Source organism: Rubrivirga aquatilis (genome assembly GCF_046845665.1).
Taxonomy (GTDB): domain Bacteria; phylum Bacteroidota; class Rhodothermia; order Rhodothermales; family Rubricoccaceae; genus Rubrivirga.
The window spans coordinates 3,814,436-3,837,875 of sequence record NZ_CP177355.1 but is presented as its reverse complement, the minus strand read 5'-3'; the positions used below and the strand labels follow the sequence as shown (position 1 = coordinate 3,837,875).

The following is a 23,440-nucleotide window of genomic DNA, read 5'->3' as shown; positions in this document are numbered from 1 at the left end:
GAGCGGGCGGGTTCACAGTTGACGGAGTGTAGGCACAGCCGTAGGCTCGTGTCACCTGTCAATCGAACGATCCCCCTGACTATGCTCCTGACCCGCGATGTGGACGGCCCGGCGTACCGGGTACGGTGCCGTGAAGACCTCCGCGACGAGGCCCCGGTGCTCTCTGCGGTGTCGTCGCCTGTGCGGGCAGCGGAGCTCTTGGCCCGGTCGCTCGAGCTGCGGATGGCGGCGGCCCTGAGTGCGCTCGGCGACGGTCGCCTGGACGAGCTGGGCGAGCGGCTCCACGAGCGGGAGCGTGAGGCAGAGGGGCGTCCGGCGTGGACGAGCACGTGGCTGCGTCGGCTGGTGGAGGACGAGGTCTGGTTTCGGACACGGGGGGCCTACCTGGCCCGTCGGCAGGGACAGGTGTGGCGTTCGGGCGTCCGGTGGCCGGCGCTCGTGCGAGAGGCCGAGCGGCTGGAGCAGGAGGCGTCGGCGCTTGGGGGGGAGGGAGCGCGCAGCCAGGGGACCGATGAGTGACGTGTGGCGCCGGCGCGTGTGGGCGATGGCGGACCGGACGGACGCGGCCGACCGGCTGGCGCTCCTGGCGCTGGCGGAGCTGGCCGATGCGGGCGGGGCGTGCCGGACGGGGCAGCGCCGTCTCGCGCGGATGTGCGGCGTGGGCGTCCGGGCGGTCCAGGCGACGCTGGGGCGGGTCGAGGCGGCGGGCTACGTCGGGGTGGACCGGGTGGCCGGGGAGGCCAACACGTACCAGCTCCTCGACGAGCGGATCGTCGGCGAGGGCCGTGCACCGGGCGCCGGGGGTGGGGTGACCATCGGGGGCGTGGTCCACGACGGAGGGGGCGGCGACGTGCGCGGCGGGGGGAGGGGCGACGTGGAGACCGTGTCCCGTCCTGTGGGCGGCGACGGGGGAGGTCCGCGGGCGGCAACGCCCCCTGCATACTCTGCCCCTGATGCTCTGAAAGACATGCAGCATGCCGGGCGCGGCGGCGCGTCGGGCGACGGGGCGGTTGGCGAGTCGGCCTGCCTCGGCGTGGCCGTCGAGGCGGCGGGGGCTGCTGCTGTCGGGAAAGGGTTGTCTGAGATGCTGCGGGCGCGGGGCGTGGACGGCCCCGTCGCGACGCGGCTGGCGGAGGCGCATCCTGACCGGGTGCGGGGGCTCGTCGAGCGGTTCGACCGCGAGCGGGCCGAGAAGGCGCTGGGGCCGGGCTGGCTCGTGAGCGCGATCCGGGGCGGGTGGTCGGCCGGTCCGCAGGGGGAGGCAGCGGCTGGACGGCTCCTGACCTACGCCGAGATGCTCCACGCCTGCGAGCGGAGCGGCGTGACGACCGACGACTTCGAGGCCGTGCCGCGGCCGGGGCAGCGGCCCCTGTGGCGGCGCCGCATCTGACACTCTCACCATCCATCCCTTACCCACCCACCAGACCGATGACTGACGCGACGCTGCTGTTGCAGAGCGAGGCCGCCGAGCGCGAGCTGAGCCGGACCGCGCGGGCGGCTATCGAGCGGGCGATGGCCGAGCACGGGTCCGACGTGCGGAAGCTGTACGCCTTGCTCGCCGACCAGCGCGGGATCCTCACCGCCCGGAGGCTGGCCGACCTGCTCGGCGTGACGGACCGGACGGTGACCGAGCGGTACGTGAAGCGGGGGCTCCCGTGCGTGCGGCTGGCCGCGAACGGGCCGCCGCTGTTTTTGATGGAGGACGTGGTCGCGTGGCTCCGCCAGTCGGACATCCAGCGCGTCTAGGCATGAGCGGTGCGGGAGCATGTGGACGACGGCAGGGTGCGTGAGCCAGTTTGCTATGCCAGCCGGGGTTCTGCTTCCGTGAGGCTGGCCCAACGGGGCAGGAAGCGGGAACGGGGAGAGACCTGGCATGGCAACACTCCATGTCAAATCCTTGGCAGAGTTAGCCGGCGCTCGGCGCAGCCCTCTTTTGTCTCCTCTCGCATGGGACCCGTCGACCCGAATCTCATACTTGACGTGGGGATGTCTGGGCTTCCGCTCGACTGGGACACATACTGGCGTCCCGCCCAAGGCCGAGGGCAGCCTCCATCAGCCCTCAGGGACTCCAAGCCTTCCTCTCGCGGCTGCGCCGCAAGCTCTGCCTATTGGCCTCTTGACCGCGCATGAGAACGACGTGCCACCCGCCGAGTCTGGATGCCGGTGCGGAGCGCGGGGTCGCTGCGCCCTGACGACGGCACTCGTCGCGCAGACAATCGGCCGGGTCGGTGTCGCGATGCTCTCGTGCATGGTCTTCCCCAACCAGCGGGCTGGCAATCGATGGGTTTGGGCGGATGGGGGATCCCCGCCGACCCACACCTGCGCGACGGCCGTGCGTGCGAGGTTTTGCGGGGCAGAGGAGGCATCGTTGTCGCCCGTGCCGCATCAGGAATTATGAACAGGGAGTGAAGTGCCCGGCGCCGTGTCACAACGCCTCGCTCTTAAGTGGATCCCCCATGCAGCCCACTCCGGGCCGCCCCCCAACCAGGGGACATCCACACCGGTAGCCACTATGGACGCCCTCACTGCACCCTCCACGGCGCTCTGGGACGGACGCGACGTCTGCGTTTTCGACCCGCTCAGCACGGTCAAGCCGACCTTGCCCAACTACGTCGGCTAGCGACCGCCGGCGGACCGCAAAGGCGATTGCCGATCTCTCACAACCCCCACGCGGCGCTGTGTGCTCAGCACGCAGCGCCGCACCATTGTCATGAACCGTTTCCACCTCACGCTCGACCCACCAACGGCCGTCCTCCGCGGGGCTGTCGTCGTCTACCATCCGGACGGGCTCTGCGTCGTGTCGGGACCCGTCCCCGTCCAGGTCGTCGGCGAGATCGCTCGCGCACCCACGACTGGGGCAGACCTCGCGCACCGCCTCGGCATTCCCACATCCGAGGTCGAGTGCGCCACTCGTGCCCTCGTACAGGCCGGCGTCCTCGTATCGCTTCCGTGCCCGCTCACTCCGAGCACTGCCGCCCTCTGGAAGCGTCTTGGTCTAGACCCGGCATGGGCAGCGGGAGTGCTCCAGACGCCTATCCGCCTGCTCGGGGATCCGGCGGCCCTCCCCGCCTTGGATGCCGCGCTCGCCGCCTACGGATTCGACCGCGAGGCCGGCGGCACGCCGGTCACGGTGCGGACCGCTGACGCCGTGCGCCAAGACGAGCGCGGGCACGCCCCGCCGTCCGGTCCGACCCTCGTCGTCGACCCCCGCCCGGGCGGCCTCGCATTTGGCGTGTTCGACGACCCGGCGAATCTCTCGACGCTCGCCCATCGGCTCCGCCTCCGTCGTCCAGGTCGCCCCGCCGAGGGTGCTCCCAGCCGCTGTCTAGGACGCCTCGGTCAGGCCGACTCCCAGGCCGCCGCGCGCGCCGTCGCGACCTACCTCGCCGTCGGCCACGCGGGCCTGGCGCACAACGCCTGGGTCGTGCACTCTGACGGTCGACCGCTCCGGTCGTCGCCCCTGCACACCCTCCCGCCACAGGAGCCGATCCGTCACCCTCTCCGTCGCCCCCGGTCCCACCTCCGCACGCCCCTCGGGCTTCTCGACCCTGAGATCGGCATCGCCTACCGTGCGCGCGTCGTCGCCCAAATCGGGCCGGCGGTCGCGGCTGCCGTCCGCTACCGGTTTCCGATTGATTCCGACGATCCGACGGCCATCATCGCCAACGAGTGCCATGCGGCGGGAGGGAAAGCCTGGAACCCTGCGGTCGCCGTCGAACGCGCCATCTGGGAAGCCGCTGAGCGCCTGTCGGGCACGCGCCACCCCGACATCGCCCTCCGGCGTGACTCCCGAACCGCTTTGGGGGAGCGGGCCCTTGATCTGGATGCGATCGACCTCTTCAGCGACCGCCAGCGAGCCCGACGCACGACCGGTGGCCCTCCGGAAGCCTACGTCACCACGCGCCTCGACCCGCATCGCGTCATCGACTGGGTTCGCGCTTGGCCCATCAATGAGTCCGACCTGCCCCGATGGGTCCCGGCCGCTGCGGCCTTCTATGGCTATAGTCGTGCACGTCACCCCTACGCCTTTGCCCACTCCAACGGCTGCGCTGGCGGCGCCAGCTACACGGACGCCGCCCTCGGTGCCATCTTGGAGCTGATCGAGCGCGACATCGTGTCGTCGTGGTTCTTCAACCGCATCCCGCGGCCGGCGGCGCGGCACACCTCGTCGCGCGTCGAGGGCGTCCGAGGCGCGCTCCTCAGGGACGGTCGCGACCTCCACGTCCTCGACCTGACGGCAGACCTCAAGGTCCCGGTCTGCGCAGCCGTGTCGTGCCGGCGGTCCGGCCCCCCTGGCTGGGTCCTCGGCTTCGCCGCTGGCCGAACGCTCGACGAGGCCGCCGAAGGAGCCGTGCTCGAGCTCGTCCAGATGATCCGCGCCACCGACGACCCACGTCACCCGTCCCCTCTCACGTGGGCCGACACCGCTTCGCCCCGAGACCACCCCTACCTTCTGCCTGCCGACGCGACGGCCGTGATCACGAGGCCCCTCGGTCCCGACCCCCTGCAGGATCTGTCCGGTCGCCTCGCGACGGCCGGCATCGACGCCTACCTGGTCGACCAAACACACCCACTCGTCGGGACACCCGTGGTGCGAGCGCTAGCGCCAGGCCTCGCCTTTTTCTGGCGCCGCCTGGGCGGGCGCCGCCTGTACCGCCTCCCCGTCGAGGTGGGCTGGAGCGAGACCGAGCGCCTCGAGGCGGACCTCAACCCACTCGACCTGTTCTTGTAGATCGTCCTGCATCCCGGATCCCGGTGGGGTCTCCAGTCCGTGGTGGATCGGCCACTCCGCCGGGCCCCGCGATCGTCGACGTGCAGGCGCCGGTCGGCGACGGGGCGGAGTGAGGACCGGTCTCGGCACCCCGATGTTGGTCCGTTGATCAGGTTTATTATCCCTTGCCCTCGTCTCCACACGTGCCGCTTCGACCTGCGATCCGCTTCGCCATCGTCGTCACGGCGACGCTCGCTACGGCGACGCTCGCTCCGGGCCCGTCGGCGCAACCCAGCCGGGTCACCGGGGCCGCACGCTCGGTCACCATCACGGCGCTCGCCCAAGACCTAGATGGATTCCTGTGGGTCGGGACGCCCTTCGGGCTGTCCCGCTTCGATGGACACCGTGCCGTCCACTACGGGCCGTCCGCCGGGGACGACGTCGCGCTCGTCGATCCGTTTGTCAACGTGGGCGCCCTCGCGGTCGCTCGGGACGGGGCCGTGTGGGTAGGGACCGCAGGGGGGTTGTGCCGCATCCCCACCGACCGCACCCGGGCAGACTGCCTCACCCACGACTCCTCCGATCCCACCTCGCTGCCCAGCGACGAGATCCTTGCGGTCTCGCTCGGCGACGACCTCGTCTGGGTCGGCACCTCCGACGGAGTCGCGACCGTCGATCCCACCACCCTCGACGTCCGTCGGATGGCCTCGCCCGCCGAAGCCGCGCGGGCCGTCCAGTCCTACCGCGATGGGGCCTTCGTCGGCACCGCCACCGGCCTGTTCTGGGTCTCGCTCGACACGTCCGCCCGTCGGATCGCTCCGATGCCTGCACTCGTCACGGCCCTCGCCCTCGCCGACGGCGCACTCTGGGTTGGGACCTTCGGCAGCGGCCTCTACACCGCCGCTCCTCACCGACCGGGCGTGCTCTCCCGAGTCGAGTCGTCGCTCGCGCCCAGCTGGCAAGGAAGCGGCTCCGACCACATTCTCACCCTATCCCACGATCCGGTCGCCCGACGACTCCTCGTCGGCAGCATGGGGGCCGGCCTGCTGGCCACCGGCACTCGGCGCCCCTTCCTGGACCGCTCCCCCCTCGACCCGGGCCGCCCCACCGCCACGACCGCGATCCCCGCCGCGGGGGGCGGCTACTGGCTCGGTTCGTGGGACGGCCTCTACCGTACCGAGCCGTCGGGGCCCTACCTCTCCATCGACTTCTCTTGGGGGCTCCAGGACCGCGCCGTTCAGGCCATCTGGGCGCAGAGCGACGACGTTCTCTGGATCGGGACGGCGGGGGAGGGACTCTGGCGGTGCCGCCTCCGCCGACGCACGTGCTCTGCCTACCGCTCCTCTGCAGCTGACCCAACCTCACTCCCAAACGACGACGTCACCGACCTCCTCATCATCGGCGACAAGTTGTGGGCGACCACGTTTGGAGGGGGGCTCTGGCGGCTAGACCTCCAGACCGGTGCGACAGACCGGCCCCCCGGCGGTGGGCGCTACGCCTACGCGCTTGCAGCCGACGGCACGCGGCTGCTGGTCGCTTCCGCCGACCAGGGCCTCGACGCAGTCCTTGGCCCAGTGGCGGAAGGCCGCACGATCTCTCTACTCCCCTTCGGGCACGTCGGGCAGGTCCTGGACGTCGATGTCTTCGACGGTGTCCCCTGGGCCGCCACCCAGGGGTCCGGTCTGTGCCGGCCCGCTCGCCACGCGCCCCGGTGCATTCGCGAAGCCCCCGGCTCGCTCGCCTCCGACCTCGTGCTCGCGCTCGCCACGGTCGGCTCCGGCCTCTGGGTCGGCTCGGTCGGTGGCATAGATCGGCTCGACAGCGACGGGCACCTCCGGCCGCTCCTCCGATCAGACCGTTGGGCGCACCCCCAGGTGACGTGCCTCGTCCCGACGGAACGGGGGGTGTGGACGGCCACCGGGAGTGGGCTACTCTTGCTGGATCGACGTACAGGGGGGATCCTCGTCGACGGCATCGCCGCAGGGCTCCCCTCCACCACGGGGGGCGTCGGCGGATGCGCGCGCGTCGGCCGACGCGTCGCGTTCGGCACCGACCGAGGGGTCATCGTGGTGGACCCGGACAGGCTCCGCTCCACGCCCAGCGCCGCTCACGTGGTCGGTGCCACCGTCGACGGCCGCGCGCGCCTGCTCTCGACCGCCGCCGACCTCGTGCTCGGCCCTGCCGACGGAGGGCCCCGCTTCGACGTCGCCGCGCCCGCGCTGGCGCTCGACCGGCGCCGCTACTCGTTCCGCCTTGCCGGCTACGAGCGCTCCTGGTCGGCGCCCTCCCCTCAGTCCTCCGTTACCTACCCAAAGCTTCCTCCGGGCCGCTACGCCTTCGAAGTCCGCACCGCCCCGGCGGGTGTGAAGTCCCCGGTGATCTCTCTGGCGGTCATCGTCCGGCCCCCCTGGTGGCGCACCCCCTGGGCGATCGCTTTGGCGGCCCTCGTCGCTGGCGGCCTGGCCTGGGCCGCTCACCGCCTGCGGCTTCGCGCGGTCCTCCGCGTCGAGCACACCCGCCGCCAGATCGCCGACGACCTCCACGACGAGATGGGCGGACGGCTCAGCGGCCTCGCGCTCGCGCTCGACATCGCCTCCCGGACCCTCCCCGTCGACGCTCGAGCAGAGGTCCGCAGCCGGTCCGACGAGGCCCGCGACATCCTCGGCGACCTCCGCGACACCGTCTGGGTCGTCGACGCCGGCCGGACGACGGTGGCGGACCTGGCCGAGCGGATCCGCCAGACGGCCGAAGGGCTCGCGCCCCAGGTCGACGTCTCGCTTCGGCTCGAGGGCGCCTCCGACACCCCGCTCTCCATGGACACCCGCCGGCACGCCCTCTTCGTCTGCAAAGAGGCGCTCCACAACGCGGTCCGCCACGGCCGGCCCCGCCACCTCCACATCCTCGTCGACGGCACCGGCCCGCTCTGGCGCATCCTCATCGACGACGACGGCGTCGGGGTCCACCCCGCGAGCACCGAGGGCCACGGCTCCGGCTCCATGCGCCGCCGCGCCGCCGCGCTCGGCGGCGCCGTCACCGTCGAGCCACGGCCGGGCGGCGGCACACGCGTGAGCCTCACCTTCCAGGCCTAAGCTGGCGCGATCGCGCCAGGCCGACTCGCCGCCGCGTGCCTAGCATGCAGCATGACCGACGCTCTCGATGTGTGGCTCGTCGAGGACGAGGCGCTCTACCGCGACCGCTTCGCCCAACTCCTCGCCACGTCCCCCGACCTTCGGCTGGGGGCCGGATTCGAGAGCTACGCCGCCCTCGCCGGCCGGCTCCCAACCGACGCGCCCCCGGACCTGGTCGTCATGGACCTCCAGATGCCCGGCACCGACGGCTTCGAGGCCACCCGTCGGCTCCACCGCGTCCTCCCGACCACGCCCGTCGTCGTCCTCACGCTCCTCGACGACCCCCCGTCCATCGTCACCGCGCTCCGGGCCGGGGCCTCCGGCTATGTCGTCAAAGGGACCGACCCCGACGACCTGTTCCGCTCACTCCGCGAGGCGCACGCCGGAGGGACCTTCTTTGCCCCCGCCGTGGCCCGGCACGTCCTGGGCCACTTCGCGCCGGAGCGCACGAACTCCGGACCCCTCACGCCGCGCGAGCGGGAGGTGCTCCGAGAACTCGCCAACGGACACTCCAAAGCCGGCATCGCCGAGCGGCTGTTCGTGAGCCCACACACCGTCGACACCCACCTCCGGAGCGTCTACGACAAGCTCCACGTGCACACCGCCGCACAGGCCGCCGCCGTCGGCGTCCGCGAAGGCCTCATCGGGTGACCGGCGGGCCCGCGCGGTAGTAGAAGCGGTGGAGCCGCGCGGCCCACGCGTCCAGCGTCCCGCTCCGCCGCGCCGGGTCGGCCAGGTCCTCCGCGGCCGGCGGGCCCGGCACCACCCGCCCGCTCGCCGACACCCCGGACCGGAACAGCTCGGCGCACCCGGCCCAGGTCACCGGCAGGGGAGGGGGGCGCACCGGCCACCGCGCCGCCCCGTGCCAGGCCACGATCGACGGCCAGGTCGCCTCCAGCGCCGGATCCACGGCCCCAGCACCGACCAGCGAGTCGGCGACCTCGCGCACCGAGTACCCCTCCTCTTGGCACAGGCGGATCACCATCCACTTGTTTCGGACCACCGGGTCCTCAAAGGACGACAGCACCTGCACCAAAACGTCCCACGCCTCCAACCTCTCACTGGCGTCGGGCCCGCCGCCAGGTGGCGGAATCGGCGGGGGACCCTCGTGGCGTCGCTCGCGTGTGATCCAGCGGATCAGCCGGCTCGTCGCGCGGCGCTTGATGAACGGCCAGAACGGTCCCTTGCCGGGGTCGTGGTCCGCCCGCGCGTCCTCGTACGACCGCCGGGCGACGTCGCGCGCGTCCTCCTCCCGCCCGACGAGCCCGGCACCGCGCGCGACATCCACCGCCAGGCGGTCCAGGCGAGGCTGCGTGCAGGTCCACAAGGCGACCTCCGCCTCGGCGTCGCCAGCGCGCCCCCGCGCCGCGAGCGCATCCAGGTCCGCGCACGGGGCCGGCGTCCGGTCCCCGTCGGGGTGAGCGTCCCGCCTCACGACCCGATCGACACCGCGACGCGCCGCCCCCGCAGCGCGCCCACCGGGACCGCGACCCGACGTCCAGTCTCGTCGACCTCGGGAGCGGTCCCTGGGACGCCGATCGTCACCCGCACCGGGCGCTCCCCCCGGATCACCATCGTGTCCCCGTCGAGCGCGAAGTCCACGGCGACGCCTCCCAGCTCGGCCGGCACCACTCCCCCGCGGTCGAAGACCTCCGCCACCTGATCGGCCACCGAGCCTGCAGGGCCCGTGTCCTCGCCGCGCAAAATGGGGGACGCGCCCAGCCGGAGACCCGCCCGCAGCAGGCCGACCAGGACGGCGGCGGCGACCGCGCTGGCCACCTCCTCCGCGGGCGCCCGCTCGTCCGCGACGGCCGTGCCGGTCGGACGAGGACGCAGCGCCCATCGAGTCTGGACCTCCCGCCGTGCCGCGGCCGCGACCCGCGGCAGGTCGTCCGGGGCCAGGGGCGGCAGCTGGAGCGACGCCGGCAGGGCGTCCAGCGTGAGCGCCTCGGCCACCTGGCGGAGCTCCACGCCCGTCGCGTCCGACAGCGCCCGCCCGATCTCCGACCCGCTCAGGCGCACGGCGCTCGCGATCGCGTCCGCATCGTCGGGGACCGCATCGTCTACATACGCGACCGCATCGGGCGGAGCGCCGGGGCCCACCAGAACCACGCGGGGCGGCTCGGGGCCCGCGTCCAACGCCTCGAGGTAGCTCTCCCACTCGGCCGCCGGCACCAGCAACGTCTCGCCGGCGTCGTCCAACGCGTTCACGATCGGGGCCGACGCCCCGGCAAGAGACCGACGCCAGATGGAGAGAGCAGGGGATCGGGGGGGCACCACGCGCGACATACTACTCCTCAGGCCCCCGCCGGATGGAACGCGTCCCCCGACAGGACCCACCCGGCCCAGAAAAACGGCGCCCGCCAGTCGCGGTGGGCCCGGACCTGGGCCTGCGCCGCGCGCAGCGCGTCGGCAGGAGACCGCCCGTCCCCCCAGAGCGCCGCGTAGAAGCCCTCCACCAGCGCGAGCGTCGCCGCGTCCGGCACGTCCCACAGCGACGCAAGCGTCCAGCGGACCCCCGCCGCATGGAACGCCGCCGCAAGGCCGAGCACGCCCTGGCCCGACACCCACCGCCCCAACCCGGTCGAGCAGGCCGACAGCACCACCGACTGGAGGCCTCCCAACGACAGCCCCACCACCTGCTCGGCCGTCAGATACGGGTCGTCGCCCGCCAGCACCAACGCGCTCGTGGCCAGCGGGCTCCGCGTCCACCGACCCCCGCCAGGCCGGAGGCCGGTCCCCGGGTCGGCCAGGATCGCGCCGCGGTGCGCCACCCCCTCGCTCAGGCGCCCCGTCGCTGTGCCAGTCAACCCGTGCGTGGCGATGTGGGCGTGGCCGCACGTTTCCAACCCGACACACACGCTGCCGACCGTCGCGTCCGGCCCCGTCAACGGCACCACACGACGGCCGGAGGCCGCCGCGGCCCCCTCCACACACGCCGACTCCGCCCCCGCACTCGGCAAGTCACCAAGCCCACGGGCGCGAACGACGGCCCCGTACGTCGGCCCGGCCACCAGCAAGACCTCGTCCTGCGGCGGCGGCGGCGGGGCCTGAAGCGCCAGCAGCAGGCGGGGGGAGGGCACCACGGCCACCCTCCGGTCGCCGCCGAACAACCCCCACGGGACCCCCCACAACGGCCCCTCCGGACACACCCAGACCTGGCCGACGGATCCGCTGAGCACGTCGCCGATGGGCGCCCACACCCTCTCAGCGAGCGCGTCGAGGTCGCACAACGGCGACACCACCTCGCGCCGCCAGGCTGCCAGGGCGTCATCCAACACGTCGGCCGGGCCCAGGTCGACCGTCGCATGCTCCCCCCCGGCCGTGACCACGGCCGTGTAACGGAACGTCTCGGCGCCGGGCCAATCGACCGTGCAGTACAGGTCGACGAAGGCGGCATCGTCCGGGAGCCCAGCCGCGAGCCGGGCCGCCCCGGACCGATCCCACACCCCGTCCTCGACGTGCGCCCGCGTCCCCAGCAGCGACCGCTCGAGGCGCTCCCGCTCGTGCTCCAGGCCGTCCACGTCCGAGGCCCGGTCGTCCTGGACGGCCCGCCCGATCTCCTCCCGCACCGCCCTCAGGCGCCGGGCGGCCTCGGCGTGCCCCCGCCCCAACCCCAACAGTCCGGCCAACACCCCTCCCTTGAGGCCGGCGAGCAGGCCGTACGCGCGCGCTGGGGCCACGGGCATCGCATACGCCATCAGCATCGAACTCATCGTCTGCGGCAGGTCGTCGTTCCAGGCCAGCCGCTCCGCCACCGAGAGGGTGCCCAACTGCTGCGTCGTGATCGCCTCGACGGTCTCGGCCGCGCGCAGCACGTCGGCGGCCGCCGCCTCCGGGCCCGCCAGCGCGGCGTCCGCGCGTGCCAGGTTGATCCGTGCCATCGCCTCGTCGAGCCCGCCCGCCCCGACCGCCGCCTGCCAGATGCGGATCGAGCGCCGGTACAGGTCGCGGGCCGCCTCCAGGTCTCCTCGGGCCCCAACCACGCCGCCCAGGTTGTTGAGGCTCTGGGCCACGTCCGGGTGCGTCAGGCCCAACGCTTGCTCTCGGATGGCAAGCGCGCGCCGGTGGTAGCCCTCGGCGGCCTCGAGGTCCCCAAGATCCTGGACCGTCAGGGCCAGGTTGTTGAGGCTCTGGGCCACGTCCGGGTGCATCGGGCCCAGCAGCTGCTCTCGGATCTCCATCGCCCACGTGATCAGCTCGATGCAGCGTTCGTCCTCTCCGTCGTCGTACAGCACCATCGCCAGATTGTCGGCGGCGACGGCGACGAGGGGCGTCCCCGCGCCGTCCTGCGACTGCTCCTCCCAGATCGACAGCGCGCGCTCCAGCAGGGGACGCGCGCGGGCGTTGTCGCCCAACCGGCTCAGCAGCACGCCCAGGTTGATCGCCGCCGCCGCCACGTCGGGGTGGACCGCGCCCAACGAGGCCTCCCGGATCTCGAACGCCCGCTCCAGCAACGGCCGGGCGGCCAGGTAGTCCCCCCTTTCGTGGTGCACACCGGCCACGTTGTTGACCGACTCGGCGAGGTCTGGGTGTTCCTCCCCCAGGATCGCCTCGCGGATGGCCAGCGCCCGGCGCAACGGCCCCTCGGCGCGCTCGCTGTCCCCCCGGCCAAAGTGGAAGAGCCCCAAGTTGTTGAGCGCCAGCGCGACATCGGGGTGCTCCTCTCCCAGCTCGCGCTCCAACCCCGCCGCCGCCAGCGTCAGCGCCGTCTCGGCCTCCTCGACGCGACCCGCCGCCTGACAGGCCAACCCCAGCGTGCCCTCCGTGCGGAACGCCTCCACGTCGTCACCAAGCCCCCGGTACACGGCGAGAGCGTCCTCGAGCAAGCGGACCGATGCCGCCGGATCCTCGTCGAGGAGCAACAGCGCTAATCGCCCTGCCGCCTCCGCGGTGTCCGGGGCCCCCTGTCCCAGGCTCGCCGCCAACGCCGAGTGCGCCGTCCGGGCTAACTCAACGCCCTCCCGGCTGCGGCCGGGAACGTCCACCAACGCGTCCGCCAGAAGCATCTGGGCGCGTGCCGTGTCGGGGTCGGCGGCTCCTCTGGACGCGAGCTGCCGGTCGACCGCCTCCTGAGCGGCGCTCAGAGCCCGCTCAGGCTCACCCAGCGCTCGGTGCACAAGGCTCAGATTCGACAGCATCGTCGAAACCAGCCCTCCGTCGTCCATCAACGCCCGGGCCTCTGCCAACGCCCGGACCAACAGGTCCCGCGCTGCCGACACCGAGCCGCCACGTCGGTGTGCTCCGGCCCAGTTGGTCGAGACGACGCCGACAGCCCGGCGCCGCTCCTCATCGTCGACGAGACGCGTCGCACCGCGCAAGGCCGCGTCGAACATGTCGTGGGCGTCCGCCAACGCCCCCCGATCCACGAGCACGACGGCAAGGTCGTTGGCGGTCTCGGCCGTCAACAGATGAGCGTCCCCGTACGATCGTCGGGCCATCTCGAGAGCCTCCCGCGCCACCACCTCTGCATCGTCGAGCCGCCCTCCACGGCGGAACGCCTCTGCCGCCCGGCGCAGGGTGGCCAGTCGGGGCGAGAACGGTCGGCGGGGGAGGGGGGGCTGGGCCAGATGCCGCATCTCGTCGCCTCGCATCAGCTCCAGGCTGCGGTCGAACAAGGCGCGGGCCTCTCCTGGCGCCCCCCGGTCCAGCGCGGCGACGGCCAACATCTGCACCGTGTCGCCGGCCAGCGGGTGGTCGGGCCCATGGGCCACTTCGAGCAGGTCGAGGGCGCGGCGCAACAGCGTCTCGGCCCGCTCTACGTCCCCCGCGTCGAGCGCCGCAGCCCCCAGGCTGGACATCAACTGGGCGACACTCGGATGGCCCTCCCCGAGCGCCGCCGTGATCACCGCGAGGGCGGTCGACAAGGCGCGCTGGGCGTCGTCGTGCCGCCCGGCGGCCCGGTAGGCGCGCCCCAACTCTCCCCACGCGTACCCGACATCGGGGTGCTCCGGACCTAGCACGTCGCGCCGAACCTCGAGCGCTCCGTCCAGCAGTTCGATCGCTGCGGCCGGGTCGCGCTCCGACACTGTCCCGGCGAGTGTGGCCGCAGCGCTGGCCACGTCCGGGTGCCTGGGCCCGAGACGCGCTCTCAAGATGTCGAACCCACGCCGGGCGAGGGCCTCGTCGGCCCGTGACCCCCACGACTCGCTCATCGCCGCCAGCGTGATGGCGGCGCGCCCAATGTCCGGGTGCCCCTCGTCGAGCACCTCCTCCCGGATGGCGAGCGCGCGAGACACGGAGGCCCGTGCGGCCTCGTCCTCCCCCAGCTGCGCCTCGGCCAGCCCGCGGTGGACCAGGGCCGTCGCGACGTGTGGGTGGTGCTCCCCGTGGAGGTCCGTCCACAGCCGAACCGCGCGCTCCAGATGCTGGAGGGCCACCTGCGAGTCGCCCAGCGCGACCGCTAGCTCCGCGGCGTTGTTGAGCACGGCCGCGATCGCCGAGGCCTCCCCCTTGGCTTCGGCCGTCGCGAGCGCCCGCGCATACAGGTCCCTCGCCTCCTCAAACTCGCCGAGGTCGGAGAGCACGATGCCTAACAGGTTCTGCACCTCCTCGATCTCGGGCGCGCCAGGCGCGTCCAGCGCCTCGCGGAGCTCCAATGCACGGCGCGCCCGCTCAGCCGCCAGCTCCAGGCGGCCCTCGTCATAGAGCGCGTCGGCGGAGTCGCAGTAGCTCCGGACGAGGTCCATCACGTGCGCAGAGTCCAGGGCGGCCACGACAGGGTAGGGAGCGGCCAACCTACCCCTCACGGCCAGAATCCCCGCCTCCGCAAGGACACCTAGGGAAATGGCGCGATCGCGCGATCGCGACACCGGCCCGCAGCCGGTAGGCTGCATCCCCACGACCGCTCACTCGTGAACCGTCTCGACGCCTTCTACTGCCCCCGGCACTCCGGCCGGACGTGCGCCCCCAGTGGTTGTCCGTCGTGCCCACCACACGTGCCGTGTTAGGGCTCGCCCTCGCCCTTTTTACGCTCCTGGCCGGACCCGCCTCGGTCGCTCCTCCAGAAATCCTGTCCGTGGCGGACGTCGTCGGATCCAACGACCCCCAGTGGGTTCGGATCACAGGGCGCCACTTCCCTGCGGACCCGCACGTCCGAGTCCGGTCCGAAGGGGTCGATGTCACGGTGAGCGGTCCAGACCGCGTCCGGAGCCCCAGCCCTGGCGTCGTCGAGGTCCGCGTGACGGTCGGCAACGAGGCCGTCGCGTGGTCGGTCGAGGTGGGGGGGGCGGGTCAGCCGCTCTCGAACGCGGCCCTGTTCACGGTCCAGGCCCCGCGCCCGACCGTCTCCCATGTGGCCGTGGTCCGCCGCGACCACGACCGGCCGACGTACACCCTCCGGGTCTTCGGCGACGGCTACGCCAACTACTCAGACGTTGTCCTCGACGGCAAGGTCGTCCCGTCCGAGCCCATCGCCTCCAGCCCCTACGCCACCTCGCTCACGGTCGGGCTGGCGGCCGTCATCGACCGAGAGCTTTTTCAGGAGACACCGACACGGGAGATCCGCGTGTTCACGAGGGGTCCCGGAGGAGGGGTCTCGGACCCGTTCACTCTGTCCATCGACCCCATCCCGCTCTGGTACCGAGCGCCGTTCTGGGCGTCCCTGTTCATCGGTTTCGCCGCCGTGGGCATCGGACTCCACATCATCCGGGTCCACCGGGTCCGCACCCGAGAGCTCGAGACCCTCGTCGACCAACGGACCGCCGATCTCTCGCGTGAGCGCGCTCGGACCCAGACCCAAGCCGACGCCCTCGCCGCGCAGGCTGCGGAGCTCCGCGAGGCCCGCGATGTCCGCTCTCACCTGTTTGCGACCGTGAGCCACGAACTCCGCACCCCCCTCACCCTGGTCCAGGCCCCGCTCGACGAGGTGCTCTCAGGACGCCACGGGCCCGTCGCGGACGCGGTTCACGCCACGCTCCTTGTCGCCCGAGCCAACGTCAAACGGCTGGTCGCCCTCGTCGGCCGCCTGTCGAAGCTGGCCCGGCTCCAGCCCGGAGCCACCTCAATCGACCCCCGGCCGATCGACCTCGTCCACCTCGTCGGGCGCGTCGTAGACGGACTCCACCCGCTCGCCGAGCGGCGCCAAGCCCATCTGGAACTGGGCGTCGGCGCGGCTCTCATGGTCCACGCCGACCCGACGGTGTTGGGGGACGCCATCTGCAACGTGGTCCAGAACGCCATCCAGCACTCCCCCCCAGGGGGGACCGTCCGCGTCGCTGCCGAACGGTCCCCGGACGGGGCGCTCGCGCTCGTCGAGGTCGCCGACGAAGGCCCCGGCGTCCCCGATCACGACCGGGAGCGCATCTTCGAGCGGTTCGAAGGTGGTCGGGGAGGAGAGGGCCTCGGCCTCGGCCTCGCCATCACGCGCCACGCCTTGCGCGCGCACGGGGGCGACGTCACCGTCGAGCCGGCGGGGCGCCGCGGCGCCCGCTTCCGTCTCGCCATCCCTGCGCTCCCCACCGACTCTGTCGCGGCCGCCGCCCCGGACCCCATCCCGGACAGTCTCAGCCACCCACCCCCGGTCTCTCACCCAATCGGCCCGCCGCCAGGCGGACCCGATCTGCAGGTCGGTCTACCCTTGGTCTACCTCGTCGACGACAACGACCAGGTCCGGCACTACATCGCGCGCGCGCTCGCGCCAGCGTTCCGGGTCCTGCAAGCGTCCAGCGCGGAAGCCGCCGCCGGTGACCTCCAGGCGTGGGCCGACCGAACGGCCCCGGCCCCGGACGCCCTCGTGCTCGACGTCATGATGCCGGGCACCGGTGGGCTCGACCTCGTGCGCGCACTCCGCCAAACCCCGACCCTTGCCGACCTGCCCGTCCTCTTCCTCTCGGCCCGCGCCGGCCCCGACGCCCGCCGCGAAGCCAAGGACGCCGGTGGCGACGACTACCTCGAGAAGCCGTTCGACGCCGCCGAGCTCGTCTCCAGCCTCCGACGCCTCATCGCCCGCCGTCGCGAGATGCAAGCGCGGTACCGAACCGAGACCGCACTCGGCCCGCTCGGCGTCATCCAATCCGAGGACGAGCAATTCCTGGACCGTCTCCGCGCGGCGGTGGCGGAGAACCTCTCGGACCCTACGTTCCGGGTCGACGCCTTGGCGGTCGACGTCGGGCTCAGCAAAAGTCAACTCGGTCGGCGGCTCAAGGCGGCCGTCGGGATGACGCCGGCCCAGTTCCTCCGGACGCTCCGGCTGGAGCACGCCGCCGCGCTCCTCAGGGCGGGCCGGCGCGTCGGCGAGGTCGCCGGCGCCGTCGGGTTCCAGGACGTCGACTACTTCAGCCGCCTCTTCTCCGAGACCTTCGGGACGCGCCCCTCGGAGGTCGCCACGTCGAACCCCGGGCCCGATGCGGTCGACGCTCTGGGCCAGGGCAGCAGCAGCGAGGAGAGCCCCGAGAAGTGACGCATCCTCCCCCGACAGACGGCGCATGAGGCGCTTCTCGGGGACGATCGCACCATGAGGGTTGCCTGAGGGCGCCTACCGTGAGCGGCGAACGACACCGCCGTCATGGACACGCTCTCCTTCCTCCAAGCTTGGGGCTCGGCCGTCGCCGACGCCGCGACGGCGGTCCCGGTCCCCTCACCGCTTGCCGCCGTCGCCGTCGCTGCCGTCGTGGCCGTGGCCGGGTGGGCCGCCGCCGCGCGCCACACTAGGCTCTGGAACCGGGCCTTCGCCGTCCGGCCCCACCACCACGCGCTCTGCGCCGTGGCGGCGGCGGTCACCTTCGGCGTCGCGCTGACGCTCCCGTTCGTCGCGTACGGCACCGCCGTGGCGCGCGGCGTCGGGGCGGCCCTCGACGCCGAGTGGGCGGACTCGGCCGACACCCGCGCCGACCTCGTCGAGCGCGCCGGGGGGGGAGCGGTCCGCGCCTTTGAGGGCCAGCTCGCGACGTCTCGGCCCGACCTCGCCCGCCTCGTCGCCTACGCCCGCCAGTCCGCCCCCATGCCCACGGGCGCACTCGCCGACGGGGTGTCGGACCAGGCGACCGTGGCCTCCGACGCCGCCTACGCCGTGCTCCGGTCTCACGTCGTCGACCGCCCGGCCGGCCTCCTCCGCACCCTCTTCTGGTCGGGGGTCGGCGTCGCGGCCCTCGCCCAAATCACCGCCTTCGCCGCCCTCGCGTGGTCCGCCCGCCGCGACCTCGCCGCCTAACAACCCCTCGTCTTCTCGTCATGCCCGACTCGACCGACAAAGCGAACCACCTGATCATCGGCCTCGGAGGCACCGGGGGCAAGGTCATCCGCGCGCTCCGCAAGCAGGTCTACCAGACCCTGCGTACGGAGGACCCGGACGCCGTGAACCTCCGCTTCCTCTACGTCGACACCGACGGGACGCTCATGGAGACGGGCGACCCGTCGTGGAAGACACTTGGGCGCAGCGTCCAGCTCCCGAAGCAGAGCCGGCTCAACATCGCCGGCTCGCTCGGGATCAAGTCCGTCATCGACAACGCCGCCGAGTACCCCGGTGTGAGCCCCTGGCTCGGCGACAAGAACGCCTGGGCGGACATCCTCCAGTCCATGCAGGGGGCCCAGGTGATGGGCGGCCAGAAGCGGCGGCTCGGGCGGTTCCTATTCGCCAACAAGGTCAAGGAGTTCAACGGGGCCGTCCAGCAGATCGTCAACGAGATGACGCGGGGCGGCAGCACGGCCGTCACGTTCCACGTCGTGTGCGGGCTGGCTGGCGGGACCGGCGGCGGCACCGTCGTCGACGTGCTCGCGCAACTCCGAGCGGCCTACGGAGACGCCTCGAAAAAGACGCTGGTGTACGCCCTCCTCCCGGAGCGGAACCCGAACGCGACGTGGGCCGGGCCTAACTACCAGGCCAACGGGTTCGCCGCGCTCCGCGAACTCAACGCCCTCGCCATCGGTCAGTGGGCGCCCCACGACATCTCGGGCGACCGCCTCACCACCGACGGGTACCGGCGCGTGGCCGAGCGGCTCGACGTGGCCGACCCGTACAACGTGTGCTACCTGTTCACGGACGAAAACGCCGCGGGGTACCGCGTCGACGTGGACAAGGCGCTCCCCGAGGTCGTCGCGTCGTTCCTGTTCCACAAGACGGTCACGGCCGCCGACGTCGGGGCCTCGGGCCTCGACGCGCTCGACCGCCAGGAACGCTACGAGCTGGGGAGCCAGGGGCTCGGGACCGAGCAGGACACGACCGGCGGCGCGCCGGCCCGCGCCCGCCGGTTCGCCACGTTCGGGGTCAAGACCGTGTCCTACCCCGAGGAGGAGATCCTCGAGTACCTCACGTACGCGTTCGCCGAGCAGGCCGCGCTCCAGCTCCGTCATAACCACTGGTCCGAGGCCGTCGGCTACAGCGATCAGCCGCCGGCCCGCTCCCACGACTCGTTCGTGCGGAGCCCGGAGACCCAGAACCGCTGGCGGATCTCGGACGCCCACCTCACCCTGTCCGAGGGCATCCTCGACGACGAGCGGGCCAACCGGACCTGGAAGCCGCTCGACGCCGAGTGGCAGCACGCAGCACAGACGTACCTGCTCATGGTCCAGCAGGACAAGAACAAGCGGCAGTGGGCCGACAAGCTCGGCGTCCTCTTCGAAAAGCGGTTCTCCGAGCAGTTCCGCAAACAGGGCGTCCAGACGTTCTACGTCGAGCGGGCCAGGATTCGGAAGCGCCACGTCCAGGCCGTCCGCGCCACCGTCGAGACCGAGCTGTTCGAGCGGTGGACACAGGGCGACCTCTCGCTCGACGAGGCGGCCGAGATGCTCGGCGACGTCGCCCGCGAGCTCGAAGAGCGCCACCGCGCCCTCGACGACAAGGTGGAGCAGCAGCGGGGCATCGCCGAGCGCTACGGCGAGAAGGCGACGGCGCTCGACGCGGAGTTCGCCAAGACGGGCGTCATCCCGGTGTTCTTCAACAAGCTCGAGCGGCTGGCCAAGGAAAAGGCCCAGGTCCTCCAGCAGCACTACCTCGCGCGCACCCGGATCCTCGCGTTCGAGTTCGCCAAGACGCTCCTGGGCTCGCTCCGCGACGAGTTCGACGTGCTCCGCGGCGAGGTCAAAGAGTCCCAGAGCACGCTCCAGCAGGCGCTCGACGTGTTCCGCGCCGAGGCCGCCGCCCGGCTCACCGACGACGGCGAGGGCGACGTGCAAAAGCAGACCGTCCGGTTCTACGATCCCGAGAAGGTCAAGGGGCTCGGGCACCGGCTGGTCCGGGACGAGGGGGCGCAGCGGACGCAGACAGCGGCCGTCCGCCGGGCGCTCACGCAGGTCGCCGGGGCCGAGTCGACGTTCACGGCGCTCAACGCGGCGGCCTCCGTGAGCACGGTGGTCAGCCTCTTCGAAAAACAGGGCGCCGAAAACGTGCAGACCGCCCACGACGCGGCGCGCTCGGACGGCGGACCGGCGCTCCTCGGCGTGTCCATCCTCGACCGACTCGAAGAGCGGTTCGGGTCGGACACGGCCCGGCTCAACCAGTACTTCGAGTCCATCGTCCGGCAGTCCCGCGCCTTCGCCACGCTGAGCGGCGACGAGGAAGCCCGGGCCGTTCCGGGCCGGGCCGGCAAGTTCACCACGTTCACGGTGATCCTCCCGGAGACCGACGAGCACCCCGAGTTCGGGAGGCGCCTCGAGGCCGCCCTCCGCAACGCCGTGCCGCCCGGCGTCACGCCGGACGTCGTGACCTCGCCGACGCGGTCCAACGAGATCGTCGTGCTCAACGTCACCACCTCGATGCCGGCGCGATACCTCGGGCCCGTCGGCGTGTTGCGCCAGGCCTACGAGCAGCGGTGCGCCGACGGCGCCCAGGCCACGCTCGAGATCCACACCGAGCACGACGGCTCGCACCTGCCGCACCTCTTCCTCCCGAGCGTCCAGGTGGTCAACGAGGCCAAGCGGCCATGGCTCCTGCTCGGCCGCGCGCTGGACCTCTTCGAGGAGCACGAGGACGAGGCCGGGCGACCGACGTGGGTCTACGAGATCCTCGACGAGGACGGCCTGCCTGAGGCGGAGGTCGCGCTCGGCGGCTCGCTGCTCGATGCCGAGGAGCGGCTCCCGGCCCAGCTCGCCCCGACGCTCGAGGCCGCCGTCCGCGAGCGCTTGGGCGGCCTCGAGTTCGAGCCCGCCGCCGCGCGGAAGGCCGTGTTCCAGCGCGTCGTGGAGGAGGCGAAAGGCGTGAAGGCCGTCGCACGCAACGGTGAGGCCGGGGCTTACGCCGACGCCGCGCGAGAGACGAAGCCCATCCTTCGCCTCGCCTAGACCGACACCGTAGCCCCCGACGTCATGATGACCGGCCTCTGCACGAACGACATCGACCCGTGCGACCACCACGTCGCGCGGACGCCCCACGCCGTCGCCGAAGGCGCCGACTTCGTCTGCCCCGAGTGTGGGTTCGACCTCATGCCGGTCTCGGCCGACGGGCCCAGCCTACTCCGTGACCCTCGAGCCCGGATCGCCGCGCTGGTCGTCGTCGCGCTGGGGGTCCTCGGCGGCGGCGGCTTCGCCGGAGCGCGCGCGCTCGGGCTCGTGGGTCCATCCCCTCCGCCCAGCGTCGCCGTCGGGGACGAGGCGAGCATCCCCCCTGACTCGCTCGCTCTGGCCCCTCCGTCGACCCCGCCCAACACGGTCGACCAATCCGGTCCGCCGGCCCCTCCGGACGACTCCGTGGACCCGGAGCCCCGGGCCGTCGACCCATCGGTCCCCCCCGAGACACCGCCCGAACCCTCTCCTGAGGTGGTCGAGCGCATCGTCGAGCGGCCCGTCTACATCGACCGCCCGGTCGTCGTGGAGCGACCCGCCGCCCGCCCGCCGCCCGCACCGGCGAGGGACTGCTCGGGCTATGCCCGCCGCATCACTCAGCTCACCGTCGACGAGTGCCCGGCGCTCCGGGACGCCGACCGGTCGTCCGCTTGCTACACGGAGATCGAGCGGCTCCGCTCGGAATTCTCCATCTGCCAGGGAGGCTGAGCCTCCCGCACCCCCCCGACACCATGCGCACCCTCCCTCTCCTCCTCGCCCTCCTCGCGCCCGCCACGCTCGGCGGCTGCGCGGCCCTCCAGTCCGCCACCGGCCCCTGCGCTCGCCAGACGCTCGGCGGCCTCGCCCTAGGTGCCGCCGGCGGGTATTTCGTCTCCGACGCCGCCGGAGGCAACGGCCGCGTGAAGACGGCCGGCACCATGGCCGGCGCCGTCGCGGGCGGCGGCGCCGGGCTCTACCTCTGCCAGCAGGCCATGCGCCAGCGCGAGGAACTCGACGCCCGCTTCGCCGCCCTCGAGCAGTCCAACGCCGCCCTCCGGCGACGCGTCGCGACCGCCGAGACCCGACCCGACGCCCAGGACACCTGGCGGGACGACGACGCCACCGTCGTCGGCGATGCGCCGCCCTCCGGGGACATCCCCGGGGGAGGCTACGTCGAGATCGGACAGGTGGAGGTCCTCGAGAACCGCATCGTGCGGGTCCCCATCGGCGGCACGCTCGCCTTCCCGTCCGGCTCGGCGCAGCCCAGCGACGCCATGAAGGCTGTTCTCGACGAGCTGGCCGCCAGCCTGGTCGCCAGCCCCAACAGCGTCGTCCAGATCCAGGGCCATACGGACAACGTCGGGTCGGACCACACTAACCAACTCCTCTCGGAGGACCGGGCCCACGCCGTCTCCGACTACCTCGCGGCACGCGGGGTCGACCCGGCGCGCATCGAGGCCTTCGGGTACGGCGAGACGACTCCCGTCGACACCAACAGCACGTCGGCCGGACGCATGCGCAATCGCCGCATCGAGGTCCTCATTGCGCCCACCCAGGCATGACCCGCACCGTCGTCGTCTTCGCGGCGTGCCTCGCCGGGTGCGCGTCTCCGGCGCGGCTCGTCCAGTCCTGCCCGGCCGAGACGCTCGGCGGGGCCACGCTCGGGGCGGCCCTCGGATACCTCGACAGCCACGGCGCCCTGCCAGCCGAGCGCACCGCCTGGGTCCTCCTCGCCGCCGCCTCCGTCGCCGGGTCCACCACCGCGCCGTGTCGCCGGGCGCTCCGTCGGCACGCCGACGTCGAACGGCGCCTCGGCGTTCGCGGGCCGCTTCTCGACGCGGCGCGCATCGACCTCGTCGTCGCCCTGGAACGGGAGACCGACCACCTCAGCCGACAGGCCCGTCTCGCCGAGCGCCAGTGCTGGACTGCGGGCCCGCCCGACGGGTGCCCCGGCGCGCAAGCGCTGAGCCTGCACGCGGATCGGCTCCAGGCGACGGCCGACCAGCTGGTCACCCCCGCGGGGCTCGTCGCCAGCGACGTCGTCCGCCTCGGCGAGGACGAGTTCGCGGTCCGGCTCGTGCTCCCGGCCGACGCACTCGTCGACGACGCCTCCGGTCGACTCCGACCCCAAGCCGGCCCCCTCCTCGACGCCATCGCATCCGCCCTCGACAGGGTCCCCGCCGTCGACGTCCTCGCTTACACGTCGGCCTCCAGCGACCCCCGCGCGGACATCGCCCGGAGTCTCGACGTCGCCCTCGCCGTCCGGGACGCGCTCCAGGACCGCCTCCGGTCCACAGTCCCCGTGTACGCCGACGGCCTCGGGGCTGGCGAGGCGGTCGCCGCGGTCGACTCGCCGACCAGCCGGGCGGCCAACCGCCGTGTCGAACTCCTCCTCCTCCAATGACCC

At 72.7% G+C, this 23,440-nt stretch carries 15 protein-coding genes; 12 read left to right on the top strand and 3 right to left on the bottom strand.

What is annotated here, in order from left to right:
• Positions 1 to 81: 81 nt before the first annotated feature.
• The 6 genes from ACLII4_RS16985 (at position 82) to ACLII4_RS16960 (ending at position 8,490) form a co-directional block, all read left to right on the top strand.
• Positions 82 to 519 (top strand): hypothetical protein, encoded by a 438-nt coding sequence (locus tag ACLII4_RS16985; protein ID WP_412068583.1) that lies wholly within the window; start codon positions 82 to 84, stop codon positions 517 to 519.
• Entirely contained in the window at positions 512 to 1,390 is an 879-nt protein-coding gene (locus ACLII4_RS16980; protein WP_412068582.1) for a hypothetical protein, read from the top strand. Before ACLII4_RS16985 ends, ACLII4_RS16980 begins: the two co-directional genes overlap by 8 nt.
• Before the next feature lie 38 nt (positions 1,391 to 1,428).
• Positions 1,429 to 1,746 (top strand): hypothetical protein, encoded by a 318-nt coding sequence (locus ACLII4_RS16975; RefSeq protein WP_412068581.1) that lies wholly within the window; start codon positions 1,429 to 1,431, stop codon positions 1,744 to 1,746.
• A 1,273-nt stretch (positions 1,747 to 3,019) separates the two neighbouring features.
• Positions 3,020 to 4,732 carry a YcaO-like family protein gene (locus ACLII4_RS16970; RefSeq protein WP_412068580.1) on the top strand — a complete coding sequence of 571 codons (1,713 nt, stop codon included), beginning with the start codon at positions 3,020 to 3,022 and terminating at the stop codon, positions 4,730 to 4,732.
• Positions 4,733 to 4,914: 182 nt separating this feature from the next.
• Positions 4,915 to 7,800: a triple tyrosine motif-containing protein gene (locus ACLII4_RS16965; protein WP_412068579.1), complete on the top strand. Its 2,886-nt coding sequence runs from the start codon at positions 4,915 to 4,917 to the stop codon at positions 7,798 to 7,800.
• A gap of 51 nt (positions 7,801 to 7,851) precedes the next feature.
• Positions 7,852 to 8,490, top strand: a complete 639-nt coding sequence (locus ACLII4_RS16960; RefSeq protein ID WP_412068578.1) for a response regulator — start codon at positions 7,852 to 7,854, stop codon at positions 8,488 to 8,490.
• Here ACLII4_RS16960 and ACLII4_RS16955 read toward each other — a convergent pair.
• The 3 genes from ACLII4_RS16955 to ACLII4_RS16945 form a co-directional block, all read right to left on the bottom strand.
• Complete coding sequence (locus ACLII4_RS16955) at positions 8,480 to 9,274, bottom strand: RNA polymerase sigma factor (protein WP_412068577.1); 795 nt, start codon at positions 9,272 to 9,274, stop codon at positions 8,480 to 8,482. The two genes, ACLII4_RS16960 and ACLII4_RS16955, sit on opposite strands and share 11 nt — an antisense overlap.
• Positions 9,271 to 10,050, bottom strand: a complete 780-nt coding sequence (locus ACLII4_RS16950) for a hypothetical protein (RefSeq protein WP_412068576.1) — start codon at positions 10,048 to 10,050, stop codon at positions 9,271 to 9,273. Before ACLII4_RS16950 ends, ACLII4_RS16955 begins: the two co-directional genes overlap by 4 nt.
• Positions 10,051 to 10,136: 86 nt before the next feature.
• On the bottom strand, positions 10,137 to 14,528 hold the full coding sequence (locus ACLII4_RS16945) for a tetratricopeptide repeat protein (protein ID WP_412070577.1): 4,392 nt from the start codon (positions 14,526 to 14,528) through the stop codon (positions 10,137 to 10,139).
• A gap of 236 nt (positions 14,529 to 14,764) precedes the next feature.
• Here ACLII4_RS16945 and ACLII4_RS16940 point away from each other — a divergent pair, with 236 nt between their 5' ends.
• The 6 genes from ACLII4_RS16940 to ACLII4_RS16915 all read left to right on the top strand — a co-directional run bounded on the left by ACLII4_RS16940 (position 14,765) and on the right by ACLII4_RS16915 (position 23,437).
• On the top strand, positions 14,765 to 17,239 hold the full coding sequence (locus ACLII4_RS16940) for an ATP-binding protein (RefSeq protein ID WP_412068575.1): 2,475 nt from the start codon (positions 14,765 to 14,767) through the stop codon (positions 17,237 to 17,239).
• A gap of 105 nt (positions 17,240 to 17,344) precedes the next feature.
• A complete protein-coding gene (locus ACLII4_RS16935; RefSeq protein WP_412068574.1) occupies positions 17,345 to 17,989 on the top strand; it encodes a hypothetical protein in 645 nt (214 codons plus the stop codon).
• Positions 17,990 to 18,009: 20 nt separating this feature from the next.
• The gene (locus tag ACLII4_RS16930) at positions 18,010 to 21,054 is read left to right on the top strand and encodes a tubulin-like doman-containing protein (protein WP_412068573.1); all 3,045 of its coding nucleotides are present in this window, start codon (positions 18,010 to 18,012) and stop codon (positions 21,052 to 21,054) included.
• Positions 21,055 to 21,078: 24 nt separating this feature from the next.
• Entirely contained in the window at positions 21,079 to 21,762 is a 684-nt protein-coding gene (locus ACLII4_RS16925; protein ID WP_412068572.1) for a hypothetical protein, read from the top strand.
• Positions 21,763 to 21,785: 23 nt separating this feature from the next.
• Positions 21,786 to 22,595, top strand: a complete 810-nt coding sequence (locus tag ACLII4_RS16920; RefSeq protein ID WP_412068571.1) for an OmpA family protein — start codon at positions 21,786 to 21,788, stop codon at positions 22,593 to 22,595.
• Positions 22,592 to 23,437, top strand: a complete 846-nt coding sequence (locus ACLII4_RS16915) for a hypothetical protein (protein WP_412068570.1) — start codon at positions 22,592 to 22,594, stop codon at positions 23,435 to 23,437. Before ACLII4_RS16920 ends, ACLII4_RS16915 begins: the two co-directional genes overlap by 4 nt.
• Positions 23,438 to 23,440 lie beyond the last annotated feature (3 nt).

What these genes read in the sequence shown, in the direction of transcription:
- ACLII4_RS16985 (WP_412068583.1), top strand. Translation starts at nt 82, where the DNA reads ATGCTCCTGACCCGCGATGTGGACGGCCCGGCGTACCGGGTACGGTGC.
- ACLII4_RS16980 (WP_412068582.1), top strand. Translation starts at nt 512, where the DNA reads ATGAGTGACGTGTGGCGCCGGCGCGTGTGGGCGATGGCGGACCGGACG.
- ACLII4_RS16975 (WP_412068581.1), top strand. Translation starts at nt 1,429, where the DNA reads ATGACTGACGCGACGCTGCTGTTGCAGAGCGAGGCCGCCGAGCGCGAG.
- ACLII4_RS16960 (WP_412068578.1), top strand. Translation starts at nt 7,852, where the DNA reads ATGACCGACGCTCTCGATGTGTGGCTCGTCGAGGACGAGGCGCTCTAC.
- ACLII4_RS16945 (WP_412070577.1), bottom strand. Translation starts at nt 14,528, where the DNA reads ATGGACCTCGTCCGGAGCTACTGCGACTCCGCCGACGCGCTCTATGAC.
- ACLII4_RS16935 (WP_412068574.1), top strand. Translation starts at nt 17,345, where the DNA reads ATGGACACGCTCTCCTTCCTCCAAGCTTGGGGCTCGGCCGTCGCCGAC.
- ACLII4_RS16930 (WP_412068573.1), top strand. Translation starts at nt 18,010, where the DNA reads ATGCCCGACTCGACCGACAAAGCGAACCACCTGATCATCGGCCTCGGA.
- ACLII4_RS16925 (WP_412068572.1), top strand. Translation starts at nt 21,079, where the DNA reads ATGATGACCGGCCTCTGCACGAACGACATCGACCCGTGCGACCACCAC.
- ACLII4_RS16920 (WP_412068571.1), top strand. Translation starts at nt 21,786, where the DNA reads ATGCGCACCCTCCCTCTCCTCCTCGCCCTCCTCGCGCCCGCCACGCTC.
- ACLII4_RS16915 (WP_412068570.1), top strand. Translation starts at nt 22,592, where the DNA reads ATGACCCGCACCGTCGTCGTCTTCGCGGCGTGCCTCGCCGGGTGCGCG.